Source organism: Candidatus Hydrogenedentota bacterium (assembly GCA_012523015.1).
In the GTDB taxonomy this organism is placed as follows: domain Bacteria; phylum Hydrogenedentota; class Hydrogenedentia; order Hydrogenedentales; family CAITNO01; genus JAAYBJ01.
This window is the reverse complement of sequence record JAAYJI010000260.1, coordinates 1-21,786: the sequence shown is the minus strand read 5'-3', so window position 1 is coordinate 21,786 and position 21,786 is coordinate 1. Positions and strand designations below refer to the sequence as shown.

At 47.9% G+C, this 21,786-nt stretch carries 21 protein-coding genes and 1 other RNA gene; 12 read left to right on the top strand and 10 right to left on the bottom strand.

Translation table 11 applies throughout. From position 1 onward, the window contains the following. The first annotated feature begins 84 nt into the window (after window positions 1-84). The 5 genes from GX117_11460 (at window position 85) to GX117_11440 (ending at window position 4,626) form a co-directional block, all read left to right on the top strand. Window positions 85-1,050: a radical SAM protein gene (locus GX117_11460; protein NLO33948.1), complete on the top strand. Its 966-nt coding sequence runs from the start codon at window positions 85-87 to the stop codon at window positions 1,048-1,050. Between the two features lie 210 nt (window positions 1,051-1,260). After that, window positions 1,261-2,367 (top strand): glycosyltransferase family 4 protein, encoded by a 1,107-nt coding sequence (locus tag GX117_11455; protein ID NLO33947.1) that lies wholly within the window; start codon window positions 1,261-1,263, stop codon window positions 2,365-2,367. Further along, window positions 2,367-3,461 carry a glycosyltransferase family 4 protein gene (locus GX117_11450; protein ID NLO33946.1) on the top strand — a complete coding sequence of 365 codons (1,095 nt, stop codon included), beginning with the start codon at window positions 2,367-2,369 and terminating at the stop codon, window positions 3,459-3,461. The genes GX117_11455 and GX117_11450 overlap by 1 nt, the downstream gene beginning before the upstream one ends. Before the next feature lie 58 nt (window positions 3,462-3,519). Beyond that, window positions 3,520-4,119: a glycosyltransferase family 4 protein gene (locus tag GX117_11445; GenBank protein ID NLO33945.1), complete on the top strand. Its 600-nt coding sequence runs from the start codon at window positions 3,520-3,522 to the stop codon at window positions 4,117-4,119. A gap of 24 nt (window positions 4,120-4,143) precedes the next feature. Continuing rightward, the gene (locus GX117_11440; protein ID NLO33944.1) at window positions 4,144-4,626 is read left to right on the top strand and encodes a glycosyltransferase family 4 protein; all 483 of its coding nucleotides are present in this window, start codon (window positions 4,144-4,146) and stop codon (window positions 4,624-4,626) included. Between the two features lie 24 nt (window positions 4,627-4,650). Here the strand turns inward: GX117_11440 and GX117_11435 are convergent, their stop codons facing one another. Next, the gene (locus tag GX117_11435) at window positions 4,651-5,298 is read right to left on the bottom strand and encodes a TetR/AcrR family transcriptional regulator (GenBank protein ID NLO33943.1); all 648 of its coding nucleotides are present in this window, start codon (window positions 5,296-5,298) and stop codon (window positions 4,651-4,653) included. Between the two features lie 695 nt (window positions 5,299-5,993). Here GX117_11435 and rpsU point away from each other — a divergent pair. The 3 genes from rpsU (at window position 5,994) to GX117_11420 (ending at window position 8,799) form a co-directional block, all read left to right on the top strand. Beyond that, window positions 5,994-6,179: a 30S ribosomal protein S21 gene (rpsU, locus tag GX117_11430; protein ID NLO33942.1), complete on the top strand. Its 186-nt coding sequence runs from the start codon at window positions 5,994-5,996 to the stop codon at window positions 6,177-6,179. A gap of 301 nt (window positions 6,180-6,480) precedes the next feature. Further along, on the top strand, window positions 6,481-7,968 hold the full coding sequence (locus GX117_11425) for a sugar ABC transporter ATP-binding protein (protein ID NLO33941.1): 1,488 nt from the start codon (window positions 6,481-6,483) through the stop codon (window positions 7,966-7,968). Window positions 7,969-8,091: 123 nt separating this feature from the next. Next, a complete protein-coding gene (locus tag GX117_11420; protein NLO33940.1) occupies window positions 8,092-8,799 on the top strand; it encodes a DUF1080 domain-containing protein in 708 nt (235 codons plus the stop codon). A 111-nt stretch (window positions 8,800-8,910) separates the two neighbouring features. Here the strand turns inward: GX117_11420 and GX117_11415 are convergent, their stop codons facing one another. The 6 genes from GX117_11415 to GX117_11390 all read right to left on the bottom strand — a co-directional run bounded on the left by GX117_11415 (window position 8,911) and on the right by GX117_11390 (window position 12,607). Next, entirely contained in the window at window positions 8,911-9,219 is a 309-nt protein-coding gene (locus tag GX117_11415; protein NLO33939.1) for an RNA-binding protein, read from the bottom strand. Continuing rightward, complete coding sequence (locus tag GX117_11410; protein ID NLO33938.1) at window positions 9,216-9,374, bottom strand: hypothetical protein; 159 nt, start codon at window positions 9,372-9,374, stop codon at window positions 9,216-9,218. Before GX117_11410 ends, GX117_11415 begins: the two co-directional genes overlap by 4 nt. Next, window positions 9,329-9,683: a transfer-messenger RNA gene (ssrA, locus tag GX117_11405) on the bottom strand. The genes GX117_11410 and ssrA overlap by 46 nt, the downstream gene beginning before the upstream one ends. 302 nt (window positions 9,684-9,985) lie before the next feature. Beyond that, window positions 9,986-10,849, bottom strand: a complete 864-nt coding sequence (locus tag GX117_11400) for a polyprenyl synthetase family protein (protein ID NLO33937.1) — start codon at window positions 10,847-10,849, stop codon at window positions 9,986-9,988. Beyond that, window positions 10,849-11,250: an exodeoxyribonuclease VII small subunit gene (locus GX117_11395; protein NLO33936.1), complete on the bottom strand. Its 402-nt coding sequence runs from the start codon at window positions 11,248-11,250 to the stop codon at window positions 10,849-10,851. Before GX117_11395 ends, GX117_11400 begins: the two co-directional genes overlap by 1 nt. Then, complete coding sequence (locus tag GX117_11390) at window positions 11,231-12,607, bottom strand: exodeoxyribonuclease VII large subunit (GenBank protein NLO33935.1); 1,377 nt, start codon at window positions 12,605-12,607, stop codon at window positions 11,231-11,233. Before GX117_11390 ends, GX117_11395 begins: the two co-directional genes overlap by 20 nt. A 380-nt stretch (window positions 12,608-12,987) precedes the next feature. On the opposite strand from GX117_11390, the gene GX117_11385 reads away from it, so the two are divergent. From GX117_11385 to GX117_11370, 4 genes are all read left to right on the top strand, one after another. Further along, window positions 12,988-13,992 carry a phosphotransferase gene (locus GX117_11385; protein NLO33934.1) on the top strand — a complete coding sequence of 335 codons (1,005 nt, stop codon included), beginning with the start codon at window positions 12,988-12,990 and terminating at the stop codon, window positions 13,990-13,992. A gap of 534 nt (window positions 13,993-14,526) precedes the next feature. Then, a complete protein-coding gene (locus tag GX117_11380) occupies window positions 14,527-16,413 on the top strand; it encodes a phosphoenolpyruvate carboxykinase (GTP) (protein NLO33933.1) in 1,887 nt (628 codons plus the stop codon). A 359-nt stretch (window positions 16,414-16,772) separates the two neighbouring features. Beyond that, window positions 16,773-17,000 (top strand): hypothetical protein, encoded by a 228-nt coding sequence (locus GX117_11375; protein NLO33932.1) that lies wholly within the window; start codon window positions 16,773-16,775, stop codon window positions 16,998-17,000. A gap of 271 nt (window positions 17,001-17,271) precedes the next feature. Beyond that, on the top strand, window positions 17,272-18,057 hold the full coding sequence (locus GX117_11370) for an HAD-IIA family hydrolase (GenBank protein ID NLO33931.1): 786 nt from the start codon (window positions 17,272-17,274) through the stop codon (window positions 18,055-18,057). 9 nt (window positions 18,058-18,066) lie between these two features. Here the strand turns inward: GX117_11370 and GX117_11365 are convergent, their stop codons facing one another. The 3 genes from GX117_11365 to GX117_11355 all read right to left on the bottom strand — a co-directional run bounded on the left by GX117_11365 (window position 18,067) and on the right by GX117_11355 (window position 21,149). Further along, a complete protein-coding gene (locus GX117_11365; protein ID NLO33930.1) occupies window positions 18,067-19,185 on the bottom strand; it encodes an IMP cyclohydrolase in 1,119 nt (372 codons plus the stop codon). A 378-nt stretch (window positions 19,186-19,563) separates the two neighbouring features. After that, window positions 19,564-19,689 carry a 50S ribosomal protein L36 gene (rpmJ, locus tag GX117_11360; protein ID NLO33929.1) on the bottom strand — a complete coding sequence of 42 codons (126 nt, stop codon included), beginning with the start codon at window positions 19,687-19,689 and terminating at the stop codon, window positions 19,564-19,566. Window positions 19,690-19,925: 236 nt separating this feature from the next. Further along, on the bottom strand, window positions 19,926-21,149 hold the full coding sequence (locus tag GX117_11355) for a hypothetical protein (protein NLO33928.1): 1,224 nt from the start codon (window positions 21,147-21,149) through the stop codon (window positions 19,926-19,928). Between the last annotated feature and the right edge of the window lie 637 nt (window positions 21,150-21,786).

Genomic DNA, 21,786 nt, shown 5'->3' with positions numbered 1-21,786 from the left:
TGCCGTTGCCGGATCTGTCCGGTGCCGCAAATCATGTAAGTGATGGACGCAAAAACGCCTGATCAATAGGACAATCAATTAAAGATGAATCCGGACGAAAAACGCGCAAAGATAAATGCTCTGTTGCCGTCCTTAAAAGAACTCGTGTCGCCGTGCCAAGCTTGCGGTCATGCCTGCGGTGCCGACAGGGTCGGTGCGGAAATAGGCAGCTGTGGCGCAGGCGCGGCAGGCGGTGAATGGGCACGATGGCAAGCGGCATTGCTTCATTTTGGCGAAGAGCCCATGCTCGTAGGCGATTCAGGATCGGGAACCGTCTTTTTCTCCTATTGCTGTATGAGCTGCGCATTTTGTCAGAACTGGCAAATCAGCCATGAAGGGGAGGGACATGATGGACACTTCAGCCTCCTCGCACAGGCGTTTTTAAGCTTGCAAGAACAAGGCGCTGTGAATATCAATCTTGTTACGCCCACCCAATATATTCTACCCATCCTATGCGCATTGGAGCTTGCCTATGCCCAAGGTTTGCGGCTGCCCGTGGTCTACAATACCAATGCCTACGACTCATTGCCTTTGCTGCGTTTGTTGGAAGGCGTTGTGGATGTGTGGCTGCCCGATATGAAATACATGAGTCATGATGCGGCACGTCAGTATTCAAAGACAGAAGCCTATCCTGATGTTGCCCGCGCCGGGTTGCGCGAAATGTACCGACAGTCCGGCCCGCTCCGTATAGAAGATGGTGTCGCTGTAAGCGGTGTGATGCTGCGCCATCTCGTTTTACCCAACAACATTGCCTCTAGCTATGAAATGCTTTTGTGGCTTCATGATGAAAAGATGACGGACATAGGCTTGAGTCTTATGAGCCAATATTCGCCCCAATACCAAGCGTCCCGCTATCCCGAAATTTCCCGAAGCGTAACGCGAAAAGAATATGACGATGTTGTCGCCTTCGCAGAAAAACTGTCCTTCAACCATATTTTGTTTCAGAACTTGGATAGTGCCGATGTGTACTTGCCCGATTTTAAGCGGCGGCGCCCCTTTCAAGATCCGTGAACCCACAAGGATTTGTGACCTTATTTTTTATAGCGGAGGCCAACCGTTGCCAGCGCTGAAAGCAGTCTCTTTTTTCAGCGTGAATGGGGCCGTATTATTCGTGGAAGGAGACAGTGGTTTAACGCGCCGCATATCTATAAAATGTAAGCAGGAAATTTTGTTATGAATGCCGCCCCATAATTGATTTTGAGAAGCCTAAAGAAAGACGCCATGCGCATTGGAATAGAACTTACACCTCTAACCTACAGACTGACCGGTGTCGGTTATTATGTGAGCCACCTAATCCATGAAATGCTGCACGTGGCGGAAGAGGAGTCTATCCGTGGCTTTGTTGCCGGTTTTCGCAGCATGGAGTCCTCTCTCAAGGACTTCCCCGTGAAACGAGTTCCCCTACCGCAGCGTGTCTTGAAGCTGCTGTGGGATCGTGTCCATGCGCCCCGTGTAGATTGCCTGTTAGGCGGGGTGGACGTATATCATGCTGTGAATTATGTGCTTCCTCCACTCAAACACGCCAAAGGAATATTGTCCATCCATGACTTGGGTTTCTTGCGGCAGCCCGACTGGAGCAACCCCGCAACACGCGCTCCCTTTGCCGCAACAATTCATAAAGATGCCTTGCGCGCCGATGCCATCATTGCCTGTTCCGAATCTACCCGCGACGACATTGTATCGCTCTTGCAGGTTCCGCCTGAACGTGTACACGTGATCTATGATGCGGCAGATGCATCTTTTGTCCCTGTAGCGCGCTCCACGGCACAAGAGCGTGTGGCGGCTGCGCTCGGACTAGAAGCACCCTATTTATTGTTTGTCAGCACCCTCGAAGCACGCAAAAATATCCTCACTTTATTAGAAGCCTTTGCGCGCACTTCCGTACCTCATCGTTTGGTTCTTGCCGGAGGAGCGGGGTGGGGCAGTGCCTCAATCCTGGAGCGTGCTAAAAAGGCGGACTTATCGGAACGGGTTCTTCTTACCGGATATATCCCGGACCGTTCCCTCTTCCCTAGTCTGTACAGCGCGGCAGATGCCTTTGTCTTTCCCAGTTGGTACGAAGGATTTGGGCTTGCGCTGCTGGAAGCGATGGCATGCGGCTGTCCCGTCATTACATCCAATAGTTCGTCCTTGCCTGAAGTCGGCGGTGACGCGCCCCTCTACGTAGATCCCGGCGATGTTGACGGACTTGCCCACGCCATAGAACGGCTTTGCGGGGATAAGGCACTGCAAGAGGCAATGCGTGAAAAGTCTATTGCCCAATCCCGTAAATTTTCTTGGCGTCAATGTGCGGCGCAGACACTGCACTGTTATCGGAGTCTCTTTTAATGCGTGTTCTTTTTCAAGGGCTTTTAGCCGGTAATCGAAGCGGAACGGGCCGCTACAGTGTTGAGCTCGTCCATAATCTTGCGCGTTTGGAAGATGGCCCGGAAATGGTCTGTCTGTGGCCCGACGGATCGACTGCCCCTAAGGCAGACGAAAAGATACAAATTATTCCTTGTCGACCGGGATTTATCAATCGTTTTTACCGAGAGCAGATAAGCCCTTCTAAAGGGGCAAAAAAGTATGGCGCAGCACTTATCCATTATCCGGCAAGCGTCGCCGGTACCAGCCGTTTTTGTCCCGTCGTCGTCACCGTTCATGATCTATGCTATAAAGTTCATCCTGAATGGTTCCCGACCAGCCGGGTTTTATATTATAATTTCTTTATGGATAGAGGGATTCGCCGTGCCGCCCGAGTGATCGCCGATTCCCAAGCCACTGCAGAAGACATCCGTCACTTTTATAAAATCCCTGAATCGCGCATTGATGTTGTGCCCTTAGGGGTAGACGCTGCCTTTCATCCGATTCCTGAAAAAGAACGCAAAGACCTGCTGGCTGCCTATACGCTACCGGAAACCTTTTTCCTTTTTGTGGGTACCCTTGAGCCGCGTAAAAATCTGCTCCGTTTATTGGAAGCATGGGCACGGGCCGACACTGCCGTGCCTGATCTGGTGGTGGCAGGCAGGGTGGGATGGAAAGTGGATCCTGAAAAGTTGATAGGCCGATCCCTCGACCATCAGCGTGTTCATTTTTTGGATCATGTTCCCCAAGCATTGCTGCCGGCTTTGTATAGCGAAGCCGTGGCTTTTGTCTGGCCCAGCCTGATGGAAGGTTTCGGGTTGCCCTTGGTTGAAGCCATGGCATGCGGGACACCTGTGATCACCTCCAACATCTCGGCTATGAAGGAAGTGGTGGGGGATGCGGCATTGACCGTAGCGCCCCATGATATTGCTGCCCTTGCAGAGGCGATGGTTGCCTTGGCAGAAGAGGACGGGTTGCGCTATTCTTTGCAACAAGCCGGGCTCAAACGAGCTGCAGCCTTTAGTTGGCAGCGTACAGCCGCGCTCACGTGGAGCGCCTATCAAAAGGCCGGTGTATGATAGTAGTAGACGACCCTAAACATAAGGGATAACGATGAAGGGAAAAAGAGACTGCCCTATGAAGATTGGTATTGATCTAACGCCTTTTACAAAGATACCGACCGGAGTCGGTCAGTATACACGCCATTTGCTGCGGGAATTGGTCGAACTGAAAGGGGAGGACACCTTTTCCGGCTTAGCCGCGAGTCTACGGTCATTAGATAAAAAAGCCATTCCCATTCATTACAGCCATATCCCCATTCCTTCCCGTCTCATGTATCGCATCTGGGCGCGCTTAAAAAGGCCTTACGGCGATACGCTTTTGCGTGGTATCGATGTCTTTCATGGGGTGAACTATGTGCTGCCTCCCCTCAAACGTGCGCGAGGCGTTCTTTCCATTCATGACTTGGGTTTTCTACGTAAATCCGAATGGTTCAGCCCCAAGATTATGAAGCCCTTTTCCCGCAGCATTCGTGAAGATGCCCGCCGTGCGGATAGGGTTATCGCGGTGTCTAAATCGACACGAGACGATATCATCAATTACTTGGGTATCCCACCGGAAAAAATACGGGTGATTTACGAGGCGGCAGATCCTTTTTTTAAGGCAGTCGCCAAAGAGGAAGCAGCCGCCATTGTCCATGATAGCTTAGGGATAACATCGCCCTATCTTTTATTCTAGGGTACATTCGAAGCACGCAAAAACGTGACCGGGCTGCTGACTGCATTCTCAAAAGCGGACATCCCCCATACGCTTGTTGTTGCAGGCGGACCGGGTTGGCGTAGTGAAGAAGCCTTTCAACTCCAAGACCAACTCGGATTGGCAGAACGTGTGGTGTTCACCGGGTATCTGCGCGATCGTATGTTGCTTCCTATCCTTTACAGCGGAGCCGATGCCTTTGTATTCCCCAGCTGGCATGAAGGCTTCGGGCTGCCCCTCTTGGAAGCCATGGCATGCAATTGTCCTGTTATTGCGTCAAATGCCTCTTCGCTGCCCGAAATCGGAGGAGATGCTGCCATTTATGTCAGCCCGGAAAATACAGATGAGCTGGCGCGGAAAATGGAATTGGTCACCGGTGATCCCCGTGTGAGTGAGAGCCTGCGCGAAAAGGGCGCAATCCGAAGCCGTGAATTCTCATGGAAAAAATGTGCACAGGAAACGTGGGACTGCTATGAAAGCTTGAAATGATGACCGGCCCATTAAAGTCGATGGTTATACGTACTTGAAGGGACTCACCAACACCGAAGGCGGCGTCTCTTTATAACAAGCACCGTAGTAGAACAGATCAATCAGACCTTCCGCCACTTCACCGGATAGATGCGTGTCGGGAAGATAAGATTTTGAGGTCACGAAAGTATCCATCATACCAATGAGAATCAGGGCAAGGCTCTGCGCGTCACCGCCTGCTAATTCAGCGCGGTCAAGACCGTCTTGCATGATTTCTTCCAAGAAGCGAAAGCGTCGCAAACGATAGATGGACTTGTCTAATTTCAGACCGCATTTCGGCGGCGAAAAATATAATTGTAAAATAAGGCGCACTGCCTGAGGATTGCGTTCGGCAAAGGCGAAGGTGGTTCGTGCCACAGCTTTCAACCGACCAATCACCTCGGAATAGCTCTCTCGTGCATTCAGCAGTGCCTTGGTATATTCTGCAATGGCGGGTTCAAGAAGCCGCCGAAACAATTCTTCTTTATTTGTAAAATAATAATATAAAACGGGACGAGTTACGCCGGCACCTTCAATGATTTCACGGATACTGGTCGCTTCATAACCTTTCTCCGAAAATAATTTTAAGGCACTTTCAAGAAGCCTTACTTCCGCTTCATTGACTTCTCGTTGTTCCGTAAAGGGCTGTTCCATAGCAGTCTTTCATGTACCTACCGTTAGTTATTGATTACAAATGGGTATCATAAACCAGATTGAGACAAAAAAACAAACACCGCAGGTTCAAACTCGAATTGCAACCCCTTCCTGAAAAAAGACTTCGGCAGGAGTTCTGTAATGAAGTGTTTTCCCGGGTCGATTATTTCCCTCGCCAACAGCCCGTGTCTAACGGCTTGTCGTGAATGGCACTAGAACTGATATGCTCGGAAAACGCCGACCACCTATACATTTCTGTCGACGCAAAGGACGGGAAGCGCACGAGAGGGGGCGGTGAATGGGATAGCGAAACAGAAGGTTAAGGGAGCGTTTCAACGGCGCGTTGAGTTGTGTAGGTTCGTGTGCATACCCGCACCGGCGTCATTGGGTGTGGGTGAAGCTAGGCGCACTCCAGTCCATCAGCGGGAAATTCCTCCGCCCTACCGTGCACGCTAAAGCCCTGATGCACGCTTAAACCTCTATGGCATGGGGAAACCTTCAATCTGCCGTGTAAAAAAAATTGACAAAAATAGCCAACGGATGCTATACTACTAGCCTATGTGAATCACAAAAGGGCTGTTTTTAGTGCCCTGTGAAATGTTTAGTTGCAGTAGTGACACTCGTTTGTATCGCCCACTGCCGGCGCTTAAGGTCGCGGCGCTGAAAGAAAGTCCCAGGAGGGAGGTTGAATTTACGTGACGAAGGTTCGTGTTAAAGTAGACGAGCCCTTTGAAAAAGCATTGCGTCGTTTTAAGAAAAAATGCAATAAAGAAGGGCTTATGCAACGTCTGAAAGAAGTTAAATATTTCGAAAAGCCTTCAGAACAACGGCGTCGGCGCTTAGCCAAGGCGGTCGCCCGTGCCGTGCTTGAAGAACAATAATCGCTCTACGTCGTAAAATAACGTTAATATTGAAGCGGCAGGCTTAGTCCTGTCGCTTTTTTTATGGCGGTTAGAATGTGCTTCAGCTTACCGGGTCAAGAATGGCGGCGCAGCGCCTCAAGCTATAAACGCTTTCCTGCCGGCATGCCCTCTCCCTTCGCAATTCATAGACTTCCTTTTGTTATAATCATTTTACTAAAATGAGACGGTTCTTATTTTGATGTTTCTCTTGTGTTTTGTATCTATGGGTAGAACTACACTGCTGCTGTTTGGATGACGGAAACATGGAAGACATAATTTCATGAGCGAATATTTGTTGGAAATGCGGGACATTACGAAGAAGTATCCCGGCGTGGTAGCGTTGAACAACGTGAATTTATCTGTTAGACCGGGCGAGGTTCATTGTCTTGTGGGGGAGAATGGGGCGGGCAAGTCGACGCTCATGAAAGTACTTGCTGGCGCTATTTCCAAAGATGAGGGGCAAATATTTCTCAACGGTGAAGCCGTTGAATACAACACACCCCATAAGGCGGCGCGCCTAGGCATCAGCATGATTCATCAAGAATTCAATTTGGTGCCGCAAATGAGCGTGGCAGAAAATATCTATCTGGGCCGTGCGCCCCGTCGTCTTGGTGTGGTACAGTGGCAGGCGCTTTATGACAATGCTGCCCGCGCCCTGGAACAGTTGAACTCGGATTTAAATCCGCGGCGTCTCGTGGGTACCTTGAGCGTGGCCGAACAGCAGGTGGTGGAAATTGCGAAGGCATTGTCCATTAACGCCCGTATCCTTGTGATGGATGAACCGTCCGCCACCTTGACCGATCACGAACTGGAATCATTATTTACCTTGATCAAGTCGCTCTATAGACAGGGCATGGCGATCATTTATATTTCCCATCGTTTGGAAGAAATCTTTGAGCTGGGACGGCGTGTCACGGTCATGCGCGATGGGCATTGGATCAGCACGGGCGATGTTTGCGATGTATCTCGGGAAGAGTTAATACGGATGATGGTTGGCCGTGAACTCAAAGATGAATTTCCGAAGCGGAGTTCCGAGCCCGGAGCTGTTCGTTTGCGTGCAGAAAAACTGGGGCGGAAAGGAGTGTTTTCCGACATATCTTTCCAAGTACGTGCGGGGGAAGTGATTGGTCTTACCGGCTTGGTGGGCGCCGGTCGTACCGAAGTTGCCCGCGCTTTATTCGGCGCAGATCCTTTAACGGAAGGAAAAGTCACACTGGACAATAATGACCTTGTCTTTCGTTCTCCCAGGCAAGCTATAGCCCATGGTTTGGGCTTGCTCACGGAAGATCGTAAAGGGCAGGGCTTGGTCTTGGGTATGAGTGTGCGCGCGAATATAACCTTGTCTAATATGAATGCCGCCTTGAAAGGGCCGCTGCTGCTGCCTTCGAAAGAGCGGCGTATCGCCCGGGATTTCGTAGGTAAATTAAAAATCAAGACGCCTCACGTGGAAGAGATCGTCCACAATTTAAGTGGGGGAACTCAACAAAAAGTTGTGTTGGCAAAATGGCTGTTGACCCATTCCAAAGTCTTGATTTTTGATGAGCCGACGCGCGGCATCGATGTGGGTGCAAAAATGGAAATTTACCGGCTCATAAATGAGATTGCCGCGCAAGGCGTGGCGATTATTCTGATCACCAGCGAGCTGCCTGAAGCGTTGGGAATGTGTGATCGTATTTATGTAATGCGGGAGGGGCGGATTATGGGCGAGCTGTCCGGAGCAGAGGCGAACCAAGAATCTATTATGACCTTGGCAACGGCCGAAATATAAAGTTCTCAAAAAATAAAACAATAGTTTTTAATGAGTCTATTACGGATGAATGTGTTGCGTCTGAAACCTTGCATTCATTGTTCGTATGTATCTGATTATCCAAAATAAACGGAGGGTATTGGTATGAAAAAGACGATCCTAATCACCGTGGTGCTGACGGCATTGTGTATTGGTCTTGGCTATTTCGCAGTACAGTTTGCACTGGAAGGACAATGGAAGCCTCGACCGGAAGGCATGCCTACCGACCCGCCAAGCGGTGAGGACTGGGTGAATCTGCTTGCGCCGGATCAAGAAACCCATTGGAAAAATATTACAGACGACAACGCGATCTTTGAGATTAAAGACGGGCAGCTTCATTTGTTCGGGAAGTCCCTTGGAAAATTGCGTTATGCCGGATATACAGCCCGCGAATTTAGCGACTTTGAATTACATGTAGAATTTAAAGTGGCTAAGCGAACCAATAGCGGTGTCTTCTTGCGCGTCAAAGAAAATGATCCTGTCCGTCGCGGCTTCGAAATTCAAGTCCTCGATGATCACGGTAAAGTCCCCTGCAGAACAGGAACAGGTTCCATCTACGACATGGCCTGTCCCATGTATAATCTTGCCCGCCCTGCAGGCGAATGGAATTCTTATGACATTCGTGTCCAAGGAAAAGAAGTGAAGGTTACTGTCAATGGATGGAAAGTGATTGACACGGACTTCAGTTTGATGACGACCCCCTTGGGTAAATTCCCCATTGCGTTTTCAGAATTGCCTCTTGAAGGGATGCTCGCGCTGCAAGATCATGGGGGAGAGGTGTGGTACCGTAATATTTATATCCGACCCTTATGAGGCGCACCCGCGCAGCGGACGACGACGCCAAACATATACCGATAAAAAAGGAAAGCCGAAGCATGGTAAAATGCTCCGGCTTTAATAAGCGTTATTTACGGAATCGTTATATTAACGGCGATATCCGCCACGACCACCGCCATAACCACCGCCGCGTCCGCCACGATTGCTGCGTTCTTCACGAGGGCGTGCTTCATTGACCGTAATGGTGCGACCGTCAACTTCAGTCCCATTCAGTTTTTCGATTGCTTCACGAGCTGCTGCATCGTCAGCCATTTCGACAAAACCAAAGCCTTTGGAGCGCCCGGAATCTCGATCAGAGATTACGTTTGCCGATGTTACCTCGCCAAATTCTTCGAAGAGTGCGCGCAAACCGTCACTTGTGGTGGCATACGCAAGGTTGCCTACATAGACATTCATACTTCATCATCCTTTTTGCCATGAAACTCTACATGATCGAAGCCGAGTCCATGGCAAAAGACTTCTTCGACGAACATCTCACACGAGACGTAGAACGCAAAACAAAACATGGTGGAGGCGGCGGGAATCGAACCCGCGTCCGATAGTGCTTCCATATCAGTATCTACGTGCGTAGTCTTTCTTTTGAGGATTCGCCCTTTCGAAACGCGTCAGACTCGCTTTTCGACATCGCTAGACAACGAAGTACTCTTATCGGTATGTTGTCGGTTCCCGACTCAAGGCCCGCTGCTGTCGTTCCTAGTCGCTAGCAGGCAATTACGACCGGAACGCGCTGCACTTTAATTAGGCAGCGAGAGCGAAGTTATTGTTCGCAGTTAAGTGTTTCCCGGTTTTTTACGAGGCCACCGGGGACCTCGGCACGCTGCTCATACTTCATCCACCACCGTCGAAACCATGTCGCCCCCGAAAACCAACAATACAGTTTGCGCAAGGCTAAGTCTGTATTATGCCAGCAATTAAGAAAAAAAGCAAATTTTAATTTGTTTTTTTATGAATCTGTGGAGAATTCTACATGGGAAATCATTTTCGATCTTGCCGTGAACATCATCTAATAAGCAATCTTTTAAGAAATAATGCGAGTTGAAAATTGAGACAACCTTTTCAAAGCCCGATAAGAACGTCTTGAAGGGTGTTGAATCGTTCCTTCCCGAAGGGGCAGTAGGCGCGCTGCAGGCATAGAGGAGAGGCGCATAGTATTGAATTCGTATCAGTGGTTCCGGTGCCGTAAAAAATCGATGAGCCGCCGAAAGATGTCGGCTTCCGATCCAAAACTATGAAGTGTTGCCAAGGCTGCTGCTGCGGTTTCATCGGCCAAGGCACGGGCTTGATCCAATCCCAGCAGAGCGGGGTAGGTTGCCTTGCCCTGTTCCTGATCTTTGCCAATCGTCTTGCCCAAGGCGGCGCTGTCTCCGGTGACATCTAAAATATCATCGGTAATTTGGAATAGTAATCCCAGATGTTCACCATAGCCTGTGAGACAATCCAGCAAATGATCGGAACCGTCTCCTAAGAGCGCGCCGATACGCAGCGAAGCGGTAATTAATGCACCCGTTTTTTTTGAATGGATTTCTTTGAGAGCATCAAGAGTAATGGCCTTTCCTTCGGCTTGGGTGTCAAGATATTGACCGCCTACCATGCCTTCAATGCCGGAGGCGCGGGCAAGTTCATGGATGGCCGCCAAATTGCCACGCTGTCCGATCACCTGAAAGGCAAGGGTAAGCAGTCCATCGCCAGCAAGAATCGCAACAGCTTCACCAAATATTTTGTGGGAGGTGGGTTTGCCCCGGCGCATGTCGTCATTATCCATGGCGGGCAGATCATCATGAATTAAGGAATAGGTATGGATCATTTCGAGTGCGCAGGCTCCGGGCAAAGCAGGCATAGGATCGCCGCAGGCCAATTCACAGGCTCCCAGTGCCAAGGCAGGGCGAAAGCGTTTCCAGCCTGCTTGCACACTATAGCGCATTACATCCAAGAGTGCTGCCGGCGCGCCGATGCAGGCGGCGATATAGGTTTCAAGTGCAGTATCGTCAAATGCCGCACATTTATTTAAGAAGGCGTTCATGTCCATTAGTAGAGTTCATCTTCGTCATCAGCATCGTCTTCTGTTGCATCAGAATATTCTGCGGCACTCGGAGGGGCTTGTTTACTTTTAGGTTCTTTGGGTTGATGCTTAGCGGTGTCGGGAGAAGGCTTCTCAGCAGTTGCCGTTTCTTCGGCGTCACCCGATTCATTGAAGGGAACCGCTTCAAGGTTGTTGTCCATGCCTTGTACCAGCATCTCAATCTTTTTTTCTGCGGCGCTCAAGGTCTGTTCACATTTACGCACCAACTTGACACCGCTTTCAAATTGTTGTAAAGCCGAGTCAAGGGGAAGCTTTCCCGATTCCAAATCATTGACAATTTCTTCCAAGCGCTGAAGATCATCTTCAAAACTGCTTTCCTTGGAGGTACTATTCTTTTTCGAGCTCATATTTATTGATTCCACCTTTTTCGTTTATGGTTTTTATTTGGGTAATCAGTTCTCCGGAACGGAGCCAAAGGCGCACTTCCTCTCCTGTTTCGACTTGCGTCACGGAATACAACAGTTCCTCTTCCGGCATTTTAAAAGCAAGTGCGTAGCCTCGTCCTAGGACAGCCAAGGGGCTTAATGCGTGGAGCCGCGCCGGCAGCGCATGAAAACGGCGGCGCGTCATATCCACAATTAATCTGCCGTCGCGATTCAGCCGTTGTTTCAATGCCTCGAATTGCGCTGTCTGTTCACCAAGTCGTTTTTGCGGAGATAATACGCTTAAGAGACGCGCATTGCGTGCAATCTCCTGTTTTTTCATCAGCAAAAATATTTCAGGCGTTTTTCCGAAGTTAAGCCGCAGCTCATCCAGAACTTGTCTGTATTCACGGAAAAGCATTTCCGGACTTGTAAAGACCCAGGATTCGCTCAACGTGGTAAAGTGTGTCTTCAGACGGGAGAAGTGGTGTCCCAGTCCCATTTTTAAACGGTTCTTGTATTGTCGTAATTGATCCACAAGAGCGGCGCGTTCTTGAACCACCAATTCCGCCGCGGCGCTGGGCGTGGGCGCGCGCAGATCCGCCACGAAATCAGAGAGGCTATAGTCTATTTCGTGGCCAACGGCGGAGATGATAGGTGTCGTGGCGGCGAAGATTGCACGTACAACGGGTTCTTCATTGAAAGACCAGAGATCTTCCAAAGAACCGCCGCCTCGGCCCACAATGATGACATCGACGCCCCACTGATCTAAGCTGCGAATACCTTGTACAATTTGTTCTACCGAACCTGTGCCTTGAACACGGGCGGGATATAACAAGACATGGACATTAGCAAAACGCCGATTAATAATATTCAAAATATCCTGAATGGCGGCTCCGGTGGGGGAGGTCACAACGCCGATACGACGGGGCAGCAGCGGAATCTTTTTTTTGTGTTTCTCGTCAAACAAGCCTTCCTCTGCCAGTTTTTGCTTCAGCTTTTCATAGGCCAACTGAAGTGCGCCCAGTCCTTTCGGATGCATTTCCTCAATAAAAATCTGGTAGGTACCGCGCTTTTCGTAAGCCGTGAGTTTTCCGCGAACAAGGACTTCTAAACCGTTTTCAGGCACAAATTTAACGTAGTTTAAGCGCCCTTTAAAGATGACGGCAGCAAGCTGGCTGTTGGCGTCTTTCAGGGTAAAATAGGCGTGCCCCGATGTGGCACGCACGTAATTAGAGATTTCGCCGCTGACCCAAAGCGTTCCTATTTCAGTCTCAAGGAGCCCTTTGATGCGCTGTGTTACCTCGGATATGGTGTATATTCTGGTAGTTGCCCGTTCCATGAATAATATTGTATCTGAAAAGCCCCTCTGAGTACACCTCATTTTTTTGCCCGCGCTGACACAGAGAAAATTTTCGGCGCTCCTTTAAATAAGAATTGGGGATTTTTCAGGGTATTGCGGAAAAAAAATACAAGCAATAACGGCTTATAGGAATGTTAGCGTTTGCTCTATCTGTGGAAAAGTCCATCGCTTCCATGGTAGTATAAAAGGGAAGAGTTATGACGGATTTACGACGCGCATTGAGTCACAATGCGTCTGCTTGCAGTCTATCGTGCAAGGTATCATCACAATAACATTACCGAATACTTTAGGAATGAAATGTCATTATTGCGAGGCTGTTTCCTCAAGCCTATTCGGGTCTCCTTAAGGTTTTACAGGCATTGGTATTCGATAAAAACGACTTTGAGAAAATCGGCGCAATCCTAAAAGAAAATTATGATCTGGGTGCATTTAAAACCCCCTATTTTCTTGAAACCACCCACCAACGGCGACACTACAAGCTGGTAGTGGAGTCCGAGGCCGGTAAATTTCTTCTTAAAACCTACGACAATGATCCGGTCACCTTGGCTGCCCTTTATTTTCAGCATAATCTCGCCTATCATTTACTTAAAAACGAATTGCCCGTTGCCAATATTAAAAGAACCCGCGACGGTCATTCTTTCGTTTGCCTGGATAATCGAACCTTGGAATTACAAGAGTTTTTGGACGGCGGTTCCATGCCCGTTACTGAAAATACACTGCAGATTTCAGGCAGTGCCCTCGGGCGTTTTCATCAGGTATGTCAGGGAATGCCTGCTCCTCCGAGGGACGCTCGAAAATGGCGTTTTAGTGAAGTGCCCACCCATAATCTGAAGGAATTTTTCGAGCGGGCGCTCAGCGAAGATAAGGGGCCTAAAACAAAAAATCATTGCAACAATATTTTTAAGTTTTTGAATGATGCAAAGACTGAATTAGATGCGGATAAGCGTCATACCTTTGAAACAGGTATCATTCACGGAGACTGGCACAGCGGCAATTTACTCTTCATCAATGAAAAGCTTAATGGAATCATTGATATGGAATTTGCGGGAGACGGATGTTATCTCGAAGACTTGTCCTACGCCGTTTCCAATTTATGTATTCGCAGTGCCGCTGATGAGAAAAAAATGGAGCATCGAATCCATATGTTGTTGAGTGCCTATGAACGTCATCGTACCTTATCTTATGCGGAACAAGTCGCCCTCTATTATGCTGTGGGGATAAAACATATTACCACTATTTCCTACCAAATGCCGAAGGAACAGGGGCTCGTTGCCGGCTACACACCCCGGCAATGGATGGTTATCTTAGACTTTCAAACACAGTGGATGGCAAAAGAATCGCACAAAGCCCGATGGGGTGAATAGCCGGCCTTTCCGAAGCCGGGATCGGGGAAAGTATCCGTATATTCCATTGCATAAACGACGCCGCTTGTTCCGTGGACAAAGAGATATGTTTTGTAAAATATTCGGCTTAAAATCTCTAAAAGTTGAAAAACAATAGCCTTTTTCTATATACTCCACTGCTAAATAAAGGCTGAGCTACCGGAAGTGAAGCTTTTGCCCTATCCCTCCGTCTGAACCATGGTCTTGTAAAATGGGAACTAATTGAAGTGTATGCCTCCCTGAACTGTACGCATTGGATTCGTAGGTACCTAGGCAAAATTTCCGGTCGAGAACGAAGTAACAGCACAACGCTGCAAACATCATTTAATAATTGATAAGGCGGTCAGGCAATAAGTTTGTACATACAGATTAGTGCGTAAAAAGTGCCGCCCCTTAAGCAGCAGTACTGTCTGACGAACATATTCGGCGATGCTGTCCCGTGAAAGTTTTTTATGCCATAAAGCAGCCGGACAAAAAGCATTGCCTACAAATTTATCGTTGTAAAGGAAATTGAAGATGAGTAATTCAAATCTTGAAAAATTACGAGCCATGCTTGATGAACGCAATTCTTCATTGATTGAGTCTTTGAATAACGAGGCGCTTTTTCAATTCTTGGCGGATTCCGTTGAGCTGTGTGCCCCGGATTCCGTATGGGTGAGCACTGACGAAGAAGAAGATATTGCTTATACCCGTGAGATGGCACAAAAAATCGGTGAAGAACGTTCCCTGTGCATTGATGGCCATACCATTCACTTTGATGGTCCCCAAGATCAAGGACGAGACCGTGAAGTAACGAAGTATCTTGTGCCTGAAGGGAAGTCGCTAAGTAAGGCATTGAACCAAATTGACCGCGAAGAAGGGCTTGAAGAAATTCGCGAACTGTTAAAAGATTCTATGCGTGGGCGTATTATGGTTGTGCGCTTTATGGCGCTTGGACCGAATGCTTCAGATTTCAGCATCCCTTGCGTGGAATGCACCGATTCATTCTACGTCTCTCATTCTCTGGATCTGTTATACCGCCCCGGTTTTAACGAATTTAAACGTCTCGGCAAAGATGCCCGGTTTTTCGCGACACTCCATTCAAGCGGTAAAGTCGATGATCGCAAAGTCAGCGCAGAGGTCGATAAGAAGCGGATTTATATTGATCACACAACGGATATCGTCTATTCCGTCAATACCCAATATGCGGGCAATACGGTGGGACTTAAAAAGCTTGCGCTCCGTTTAACCATTCAAAAAGCGAGTCGCGAAGGCTGGCTTGCAGAACACATGTTCCTCATGGGCGTTCACGGCAAAAACGAACGCAAAACGTATTTTGCCGGTGCCTTCCCAAGTGCCTGCGGAAAGACCTCCACGGCCATGTTGCCCGGTGAAAGCATTGTGGGCGATGACATCGCATTCTTCAGAGCGATTGATGGCAAATGTATGGCAGTAAATGCAGAAGCCGGTATTTTTGGTATTATCCAAAACGTAACGGAAAAAGATGACCCCATTATTTGGGATGCCCTCAACAAACCGGGTGAAGTGATTTTCTCCAACGTCTTGGTCAAAGACGGAAAACCTTATTGGCTGGGTATGGATAGGGAAACGCCCGATGACGGCGAGACTTTCGTCGGACAATGGTACAAAGGAAAGAAAGACCAAGAAGGGGCGGAAATTCCATTGGCCCACAAAAATGCGCGCTATGCCATTTCCCTGCGTGCCCTGCAAAACTGCGACAAGGAATTGGAAAACCCCTGTGGCGTCGAGCTGTCGGGAATCATGTACGGCGGCCGCGACGCTCTGGCGTATGTACCCTGTCAGCAAGCCTTCAGTTGGGAACATGGTATTATCGCCTATGGCGCCAGCCTTGAGACAGAGACCACTTTCGCTACCATAGGCAAAGAAGGGGTGCCTGAAATTAACCTCATGAGTATTCAGGATTTTGTCGCCATTCCTTTGGGGCAATACATTAAAAATAATTTAGATTTTGGAACAAAAGTAGAGCGCCCGCCCTTAATCTTTGGTGTTAACTATTTCTTACGCAACAAAGAGGGAAAATTTGTCAATGGTGTGCGCGACAAACATATTTGGGTGAAATGGATGGAACGGCGTGTCCACAATGAAGTGTGCGCGCTGAAAGCACCCACGGGCATGATCCCGTGCTATGAAGATTTGAAAGAGCTCTTTAAAGAAGTGCTAAACAAAGAATACACCCGTGAAGCTTATGAGGAACAATTCACGATTCGCATCCAAGAGAATCTGGACAAGCTGGATCGTGTGATGAAGTTTCATCACGAGCAAGTCTTTGACGGTCCGGAACTCCTTTTCAAAATCTTGAACGAACAACGGGATCGCTTAGTGGCTGCTGAAAAAGAATTTGGCCCCTACATCTCGCCCTTTTCGTTGCCTGTAGCGGAATAGCCGCCGGCAAATCACCCGTAGAGAATGGCTTCGCTAGGTGGAACCGAAAAAGTTTACATTGATAGGAAAAGGAAATACTTGACAAAAACTTGCATTTGTGGTATTAATACTGCATAATAAAGTGGTGTTGCCTAGGTCTGGGCAGGTTGTTGGAATATAAATTGTGACCTGTGATCGATACAAAAGGCATTAACTCGGTCAGGAGAATAAAAATGAAGCATCATAAACCGGTAACGCGGAAGCCGGCCCTGTCGCAACTCTCCAATTTTTATATTTGGAAAGAATTCCTGCTTAATTCATTGGATCAGTTGATTGAGTTCATTTTCATTTTAACCCGATAAAGAGGGAGTGAAACAATAATGCGTACATCAAGACATCTTAGACCGGTATCTCAAAAGCCGGAGCATGCCCAAATCAGTAATTTCCAAATCAAATTGGAATTTACCACAGCTGTTATTGATCGACTCCTACTGGCCGATAGACAAGCGGCTTGGAAGATTATTCCCGGCACAGGCACCGGTACCGGAACCGGGACAGGCACGGGAACGGATACCGATACGGATACCGGCACCAACTACTATTATTGATTGCCCCGATTAAGTCCTTTTTTGACGACTGTCAGGCATGTATTCTTTCCTTTGGAAAGCGTACATGCCTGTTTTATTTAGAGACTTCGATTCAGCCTACAGCTGCCCTTCAAACAGAGTCCTCTTGCAAAGGGAAGGGGATAGCGGTTAGACTGCCTTAGACGGCGGTGGTGTTCCTAATGCCGGTCTTCGTTAGATACCGCTGTTTTGACGGATGATGAACCGAATACAATTTTTAATGTAACAGCAACTATAAAGAAGGAGAGAAGGGATGACTATAAATAGAATTAACGCGTTTTTACTGGACATGGACGGTACGGTATATCTTGGTCCAAACCTTATTGACGGCGCTGTTGAATTTATAAGTTATCTCCAACAATCCGAAATCCCTTTTTTATTTTTGACCAATAATCCATCGGCGGATAGCGACTATTACCAAAACAAACAAAAGCGTATGGGAATCAACGTGGAGGTCTCCTCCATACTTACGGCTGGCGCCGCTACGGCGCGATATTTACAAAAAGAAACGCTTTACCGTCGATTGTGTGTTTTGGGCACTCCAAGCTTTGAGCAAGAATTGCTGCGCGTCGGAATGGATCTTGAGCATGAAGATCCCGAAGCAGTCGTGATCGCTTTTGATAAGACCCTTACCTATGAAAAACTGGAACGGGCCTGTTTGTTGGTTAGTGCCGGACTCCCCTATATTGCCACCAACCCGGATCGCGTCTGTCCGACAGAATACGGGTATATCCCGGACTGCGGCGCCATCGCCGCTTTAATTGAATCCGCTACAGGACGCCTGCCCAAATTTATTGGTAAACCGGAACCTGCCTTTGCACAATTGGCGTTGCAAGTATTGGGAAGGGAAGCGGGGGAAACCGCTATGGTAGGGGATCGTTTATATACAGATATTGCCATGGCCCATGAAGCGGACATGCCGGGGATCTTGGTACTCTCCGGAGAGAGTACCAAGGAAGACGTTGAAAAAGCGACCCGGAAGCCTGACTTGGTCTATTACTCTGTAAAAGAGCTGCAGAAGGCGTTAATGGCACGTTAAGGGGGCTTATCAGTGATGTGAGAAGCAGCGCTCCAATGTGAAGACCATGGCGGTATTCGATTCATTGGCTGCGACGATAGCATCATAGTCATTCACGCTGCCGCCCGGCTGCGCGATGGCACTAATCCCTGAACCCGTTGCTGCATCCACTGCATCACGAAAGGGGAAAAAACCATCTGATGCCATAACGGCGCCGCTGAGCGACTCGTCGCCTTTATATTTTGTTGCTGCCTTATGAACAGCCTGCTGTACGGCGCCCACGCGGTCTTGTTCGCCGGTGCCCACAGCGAGGGTCTGTCCGTTTCGAGCAATCACCACGCCGTTGGAGCGCACGTGTAAATTGACTCTCCATGCAAAGAGCAGATCTTCCAATTCCTGTTCTGTTGCAGGGCGGGCAATATCGATGCGTCCTTTTTTAGCATGGTCATTATAGGCAGGTACAAAATCCTCCACCGACCGCATCCGTGAGAGATAGGGTTGCGCCAAGACGATGGAGCCATCATCAAAGACTTTCATTTCCCATGCATTTTGGGTATCCCCCAGATATTTCGGCAGTCCGGCAATAGGGGGTGTCAAAACAATACGAATATCTTTGTTCCGTTTAAAACGCGCGTAGTCGTTGAAGAGCTCCAAAGCGCCTTCTGAGAAGTCCGGGGCGACTACGGCTTCGATAATCGTTTGCATGATTTCTTCCGCTGTATTTTCGTCGACAGTCGTATTAAATGCGACGACACCGCCAAAGGCGGCTTGTGCATCCGCGTCACGGGCACGCTCATAGACCTGCGTCAAAGGCATGGAGCCGTGCTGCATGGCGACGCCGGAAGGATTACAGTGTTTCATGACGGCGCAGGCGGGCCGTTTCATATATTTCAGGATACCGACAGCGTGGTGCATGTCTTCAAGATTGGTCTGCGATAAACCGCTCTTACCTGTCTTAAGCATTTTATAAGCGCCAAGAACCAGACCGCTGTCTTTGACAGGACGATAAAAAGCGGCAGGTTGATGGGGATTCGTACCATAGCGGAGATTTTCCACCTTTGCATAATCTTGCCCTAAGACGGAAAATTGTTCCGGAAATTCCCCTTCAGTACGAGTACGATACATGGCTTTCAAATCTTTGTTTGACATAATATCTTCCCTTCACGATTGTATCTGTTGAACGTTGGTTTCCAATGAATATTTAAGCTTACGAATCCCGCCTGTCACGGGTTTAATAAACGTCTCCGAAGTGGTGTGGTTTAAGGAGTCCGGACAAGAAAGAAGTATCCCAAGCCCTTCTATTTTAACCCAGAGAGGTGTTGTAACATCAAGCCTCTTTTTAAAGGCTTGTGTATTGTCTTGCAGCCGCCTTCCTCAAGGCTTTTGCGCTGCAACGGCTTCCCCGAAAAAGAACAAACCCCGTACCTCATGAGATACAGGGTTTTATAAGGAAAAAGAAAGAAAGAGAAAATGTCTGTCGGGAACAGCCGTGACCCTGTCAGCCCTATCCAAATAGAACAAACAGGCTCAGCCTTGCCGCGCTTTAAAACGTGGATTGATCTTATTGATCACATAAACACGTCCTTTGCGACGCACAATTTTGCAGCCCGGATGACGGGTCTTAGCCGTTTTTAAAGAAGATAATACACGCATAATAGAGACTCCTTTACACTTAATTTGGAGGAATTAATACAACCAATACCCCTAAATACTTCTCCCCTGCTTTTTCATATCCCTATTCTACGAAATTAAGGACTCCCGTGTCAAGCGCTTAGCGGCTGCTTGCATCAAAAAAAATACAATGCCTAAATAAGAACAATAAAGACCTGCGGCAGACCTTTGTTCTGCTGCCGCAGGCATAGATTATAAACTATTATCGGATGAAAAAATCAGACGACTTCTAAAGGAGCAAGTTTTTTCATCGAAATGGTGTAAGCGCCTGCTCCGTCGGGCTGATTATTCAAATAAGAAAATAGGGGATTCGTGACAACCTGAAAACTTATTTTGTATTCATGATTTTGCTGGATCAAAAGATAACTTCCCGGAATAACTTGTGCGTCATCGTCTAATTCCGGTGCAATTCCACTCAAGTTAAATTTTTCCGGATTGTCAATGGTGATGCGATATTGGTTATAGCTATGGCTTTCCGGATCTTCTTTGCCGGGTATAGTAATGCTAAACCAATCTTGATCATTTTCTCCGAGATACCCCTTCACCGTGGACGCCGCTTCGAGCGGAATTTCTGTAGAGGTGGTCATAGTATTTCCGTGATCATCTTCTTGAACCCGCAAGCCGTATTCAGCATAGCCGAACATATCACCGAAACCTTCGACCCAAAGCAAGAAGGTACCGTCATAAGGCGCGGTAAAGTACATCGAATCGGACAACTCTTCTCCATATTCATCGAGCCATTCGGGGAAGTACACGTTGTCGCTTCGCCTAATTTGCACTTGATAGGTATGGTTTTGTTTTAGTGAAATGGGGTGAAATACTTCTTCGTAGGATTCTATCATCGAGTTTACATAAGGCACACCCGCACCTTGAGGTTTAGGTTCAATGTTCACGCCTTGCGGATTGAAGGGGGAGTAGGCATATTTGACAGCCACGCTGTACACCAAGGTGTCCGCATAGGCATAGGTGTTGGCGGGCTTATCGCCATTAACCTGTGTATAGCCCTCGATAGAAATATAGTAGGTGCCGGATTTCGGGGCCATGAAATAAGGTACGGCAAGTTGTTTGGCATAACTCCATTCGTCGTAATAAGGTGGAAATTGTTCCTCACAACAGTCATCATTTTCATGGGTGAGTTGGATAAATCGGGAGGGATCATAATGTTCTTGCCACATCAAGTTTTGAACATCATCTTCTACGAGGTAGACCGAAAAAATAGCGCCGACAGAACCCCTGTATTCGTCTGATTTGACGATGAACGCGTATTCCTTCTTTGCTTCCAGTTGCGTTTTATACCAACGGATATCATCTGTTTTAATGACGCCGGTAAAAGATTCGCCGCCCACCGTTAAGTCGATGGCGTCTTTCATGGAATCATTGGAGCAGCCCATCAAGGCAACCATTCCAAATAAACACAATGATACAAACACATGCTTAATCATAGACTCTCTCCTTGCAATTGATCTTTTTCTTTTGCACAGTAGCGATACACTTTTGTATCACCATACTACTTAGCCCTAACATTTTTGACTGTGTTACTATTCCGCAAAATATCCACTATACCTTAGTGCTTAATATTAGTAATATGCAAAAACAGATTAGGTTATTTGAACTATAGTCGCTTATACCGACAAATAGAGAGCAGACCTTTTGTTTCGATGAAAGTGATTTAAGGGAAGTGCTGACGCGACCCGACGAAACTCGAAATAAAGAGTCACTGCCACACGGAAGTAATGAGCATAAGATTGCCGGATCTGGGCTGTGAACTAATTTGGAAATTGAAGAGAGGAAGGAAAAAGGGAGGAAAGACTTCTAGATAGTGGCTAAAAACAATAATCGTCACGCCCGTTTTTTATTTTGGAATTGCTGACGATTTTCTTTCAAAGACTTCCTTTGAAAAAAAATGCCTGCAACAGACAACTATAGGGGCTGCTGCAGGCATATTGCTATGATTGCGGTTTACCCCGAAATTAGTACCACTGTCTTAAGTGGAATCTGTATCCTTTAAATGGTCAAAAAGAAAGGATGCAGATGGGCAAGAAACGCAGACAATTCACGGATAAGTTCAAGGCCAAGCTA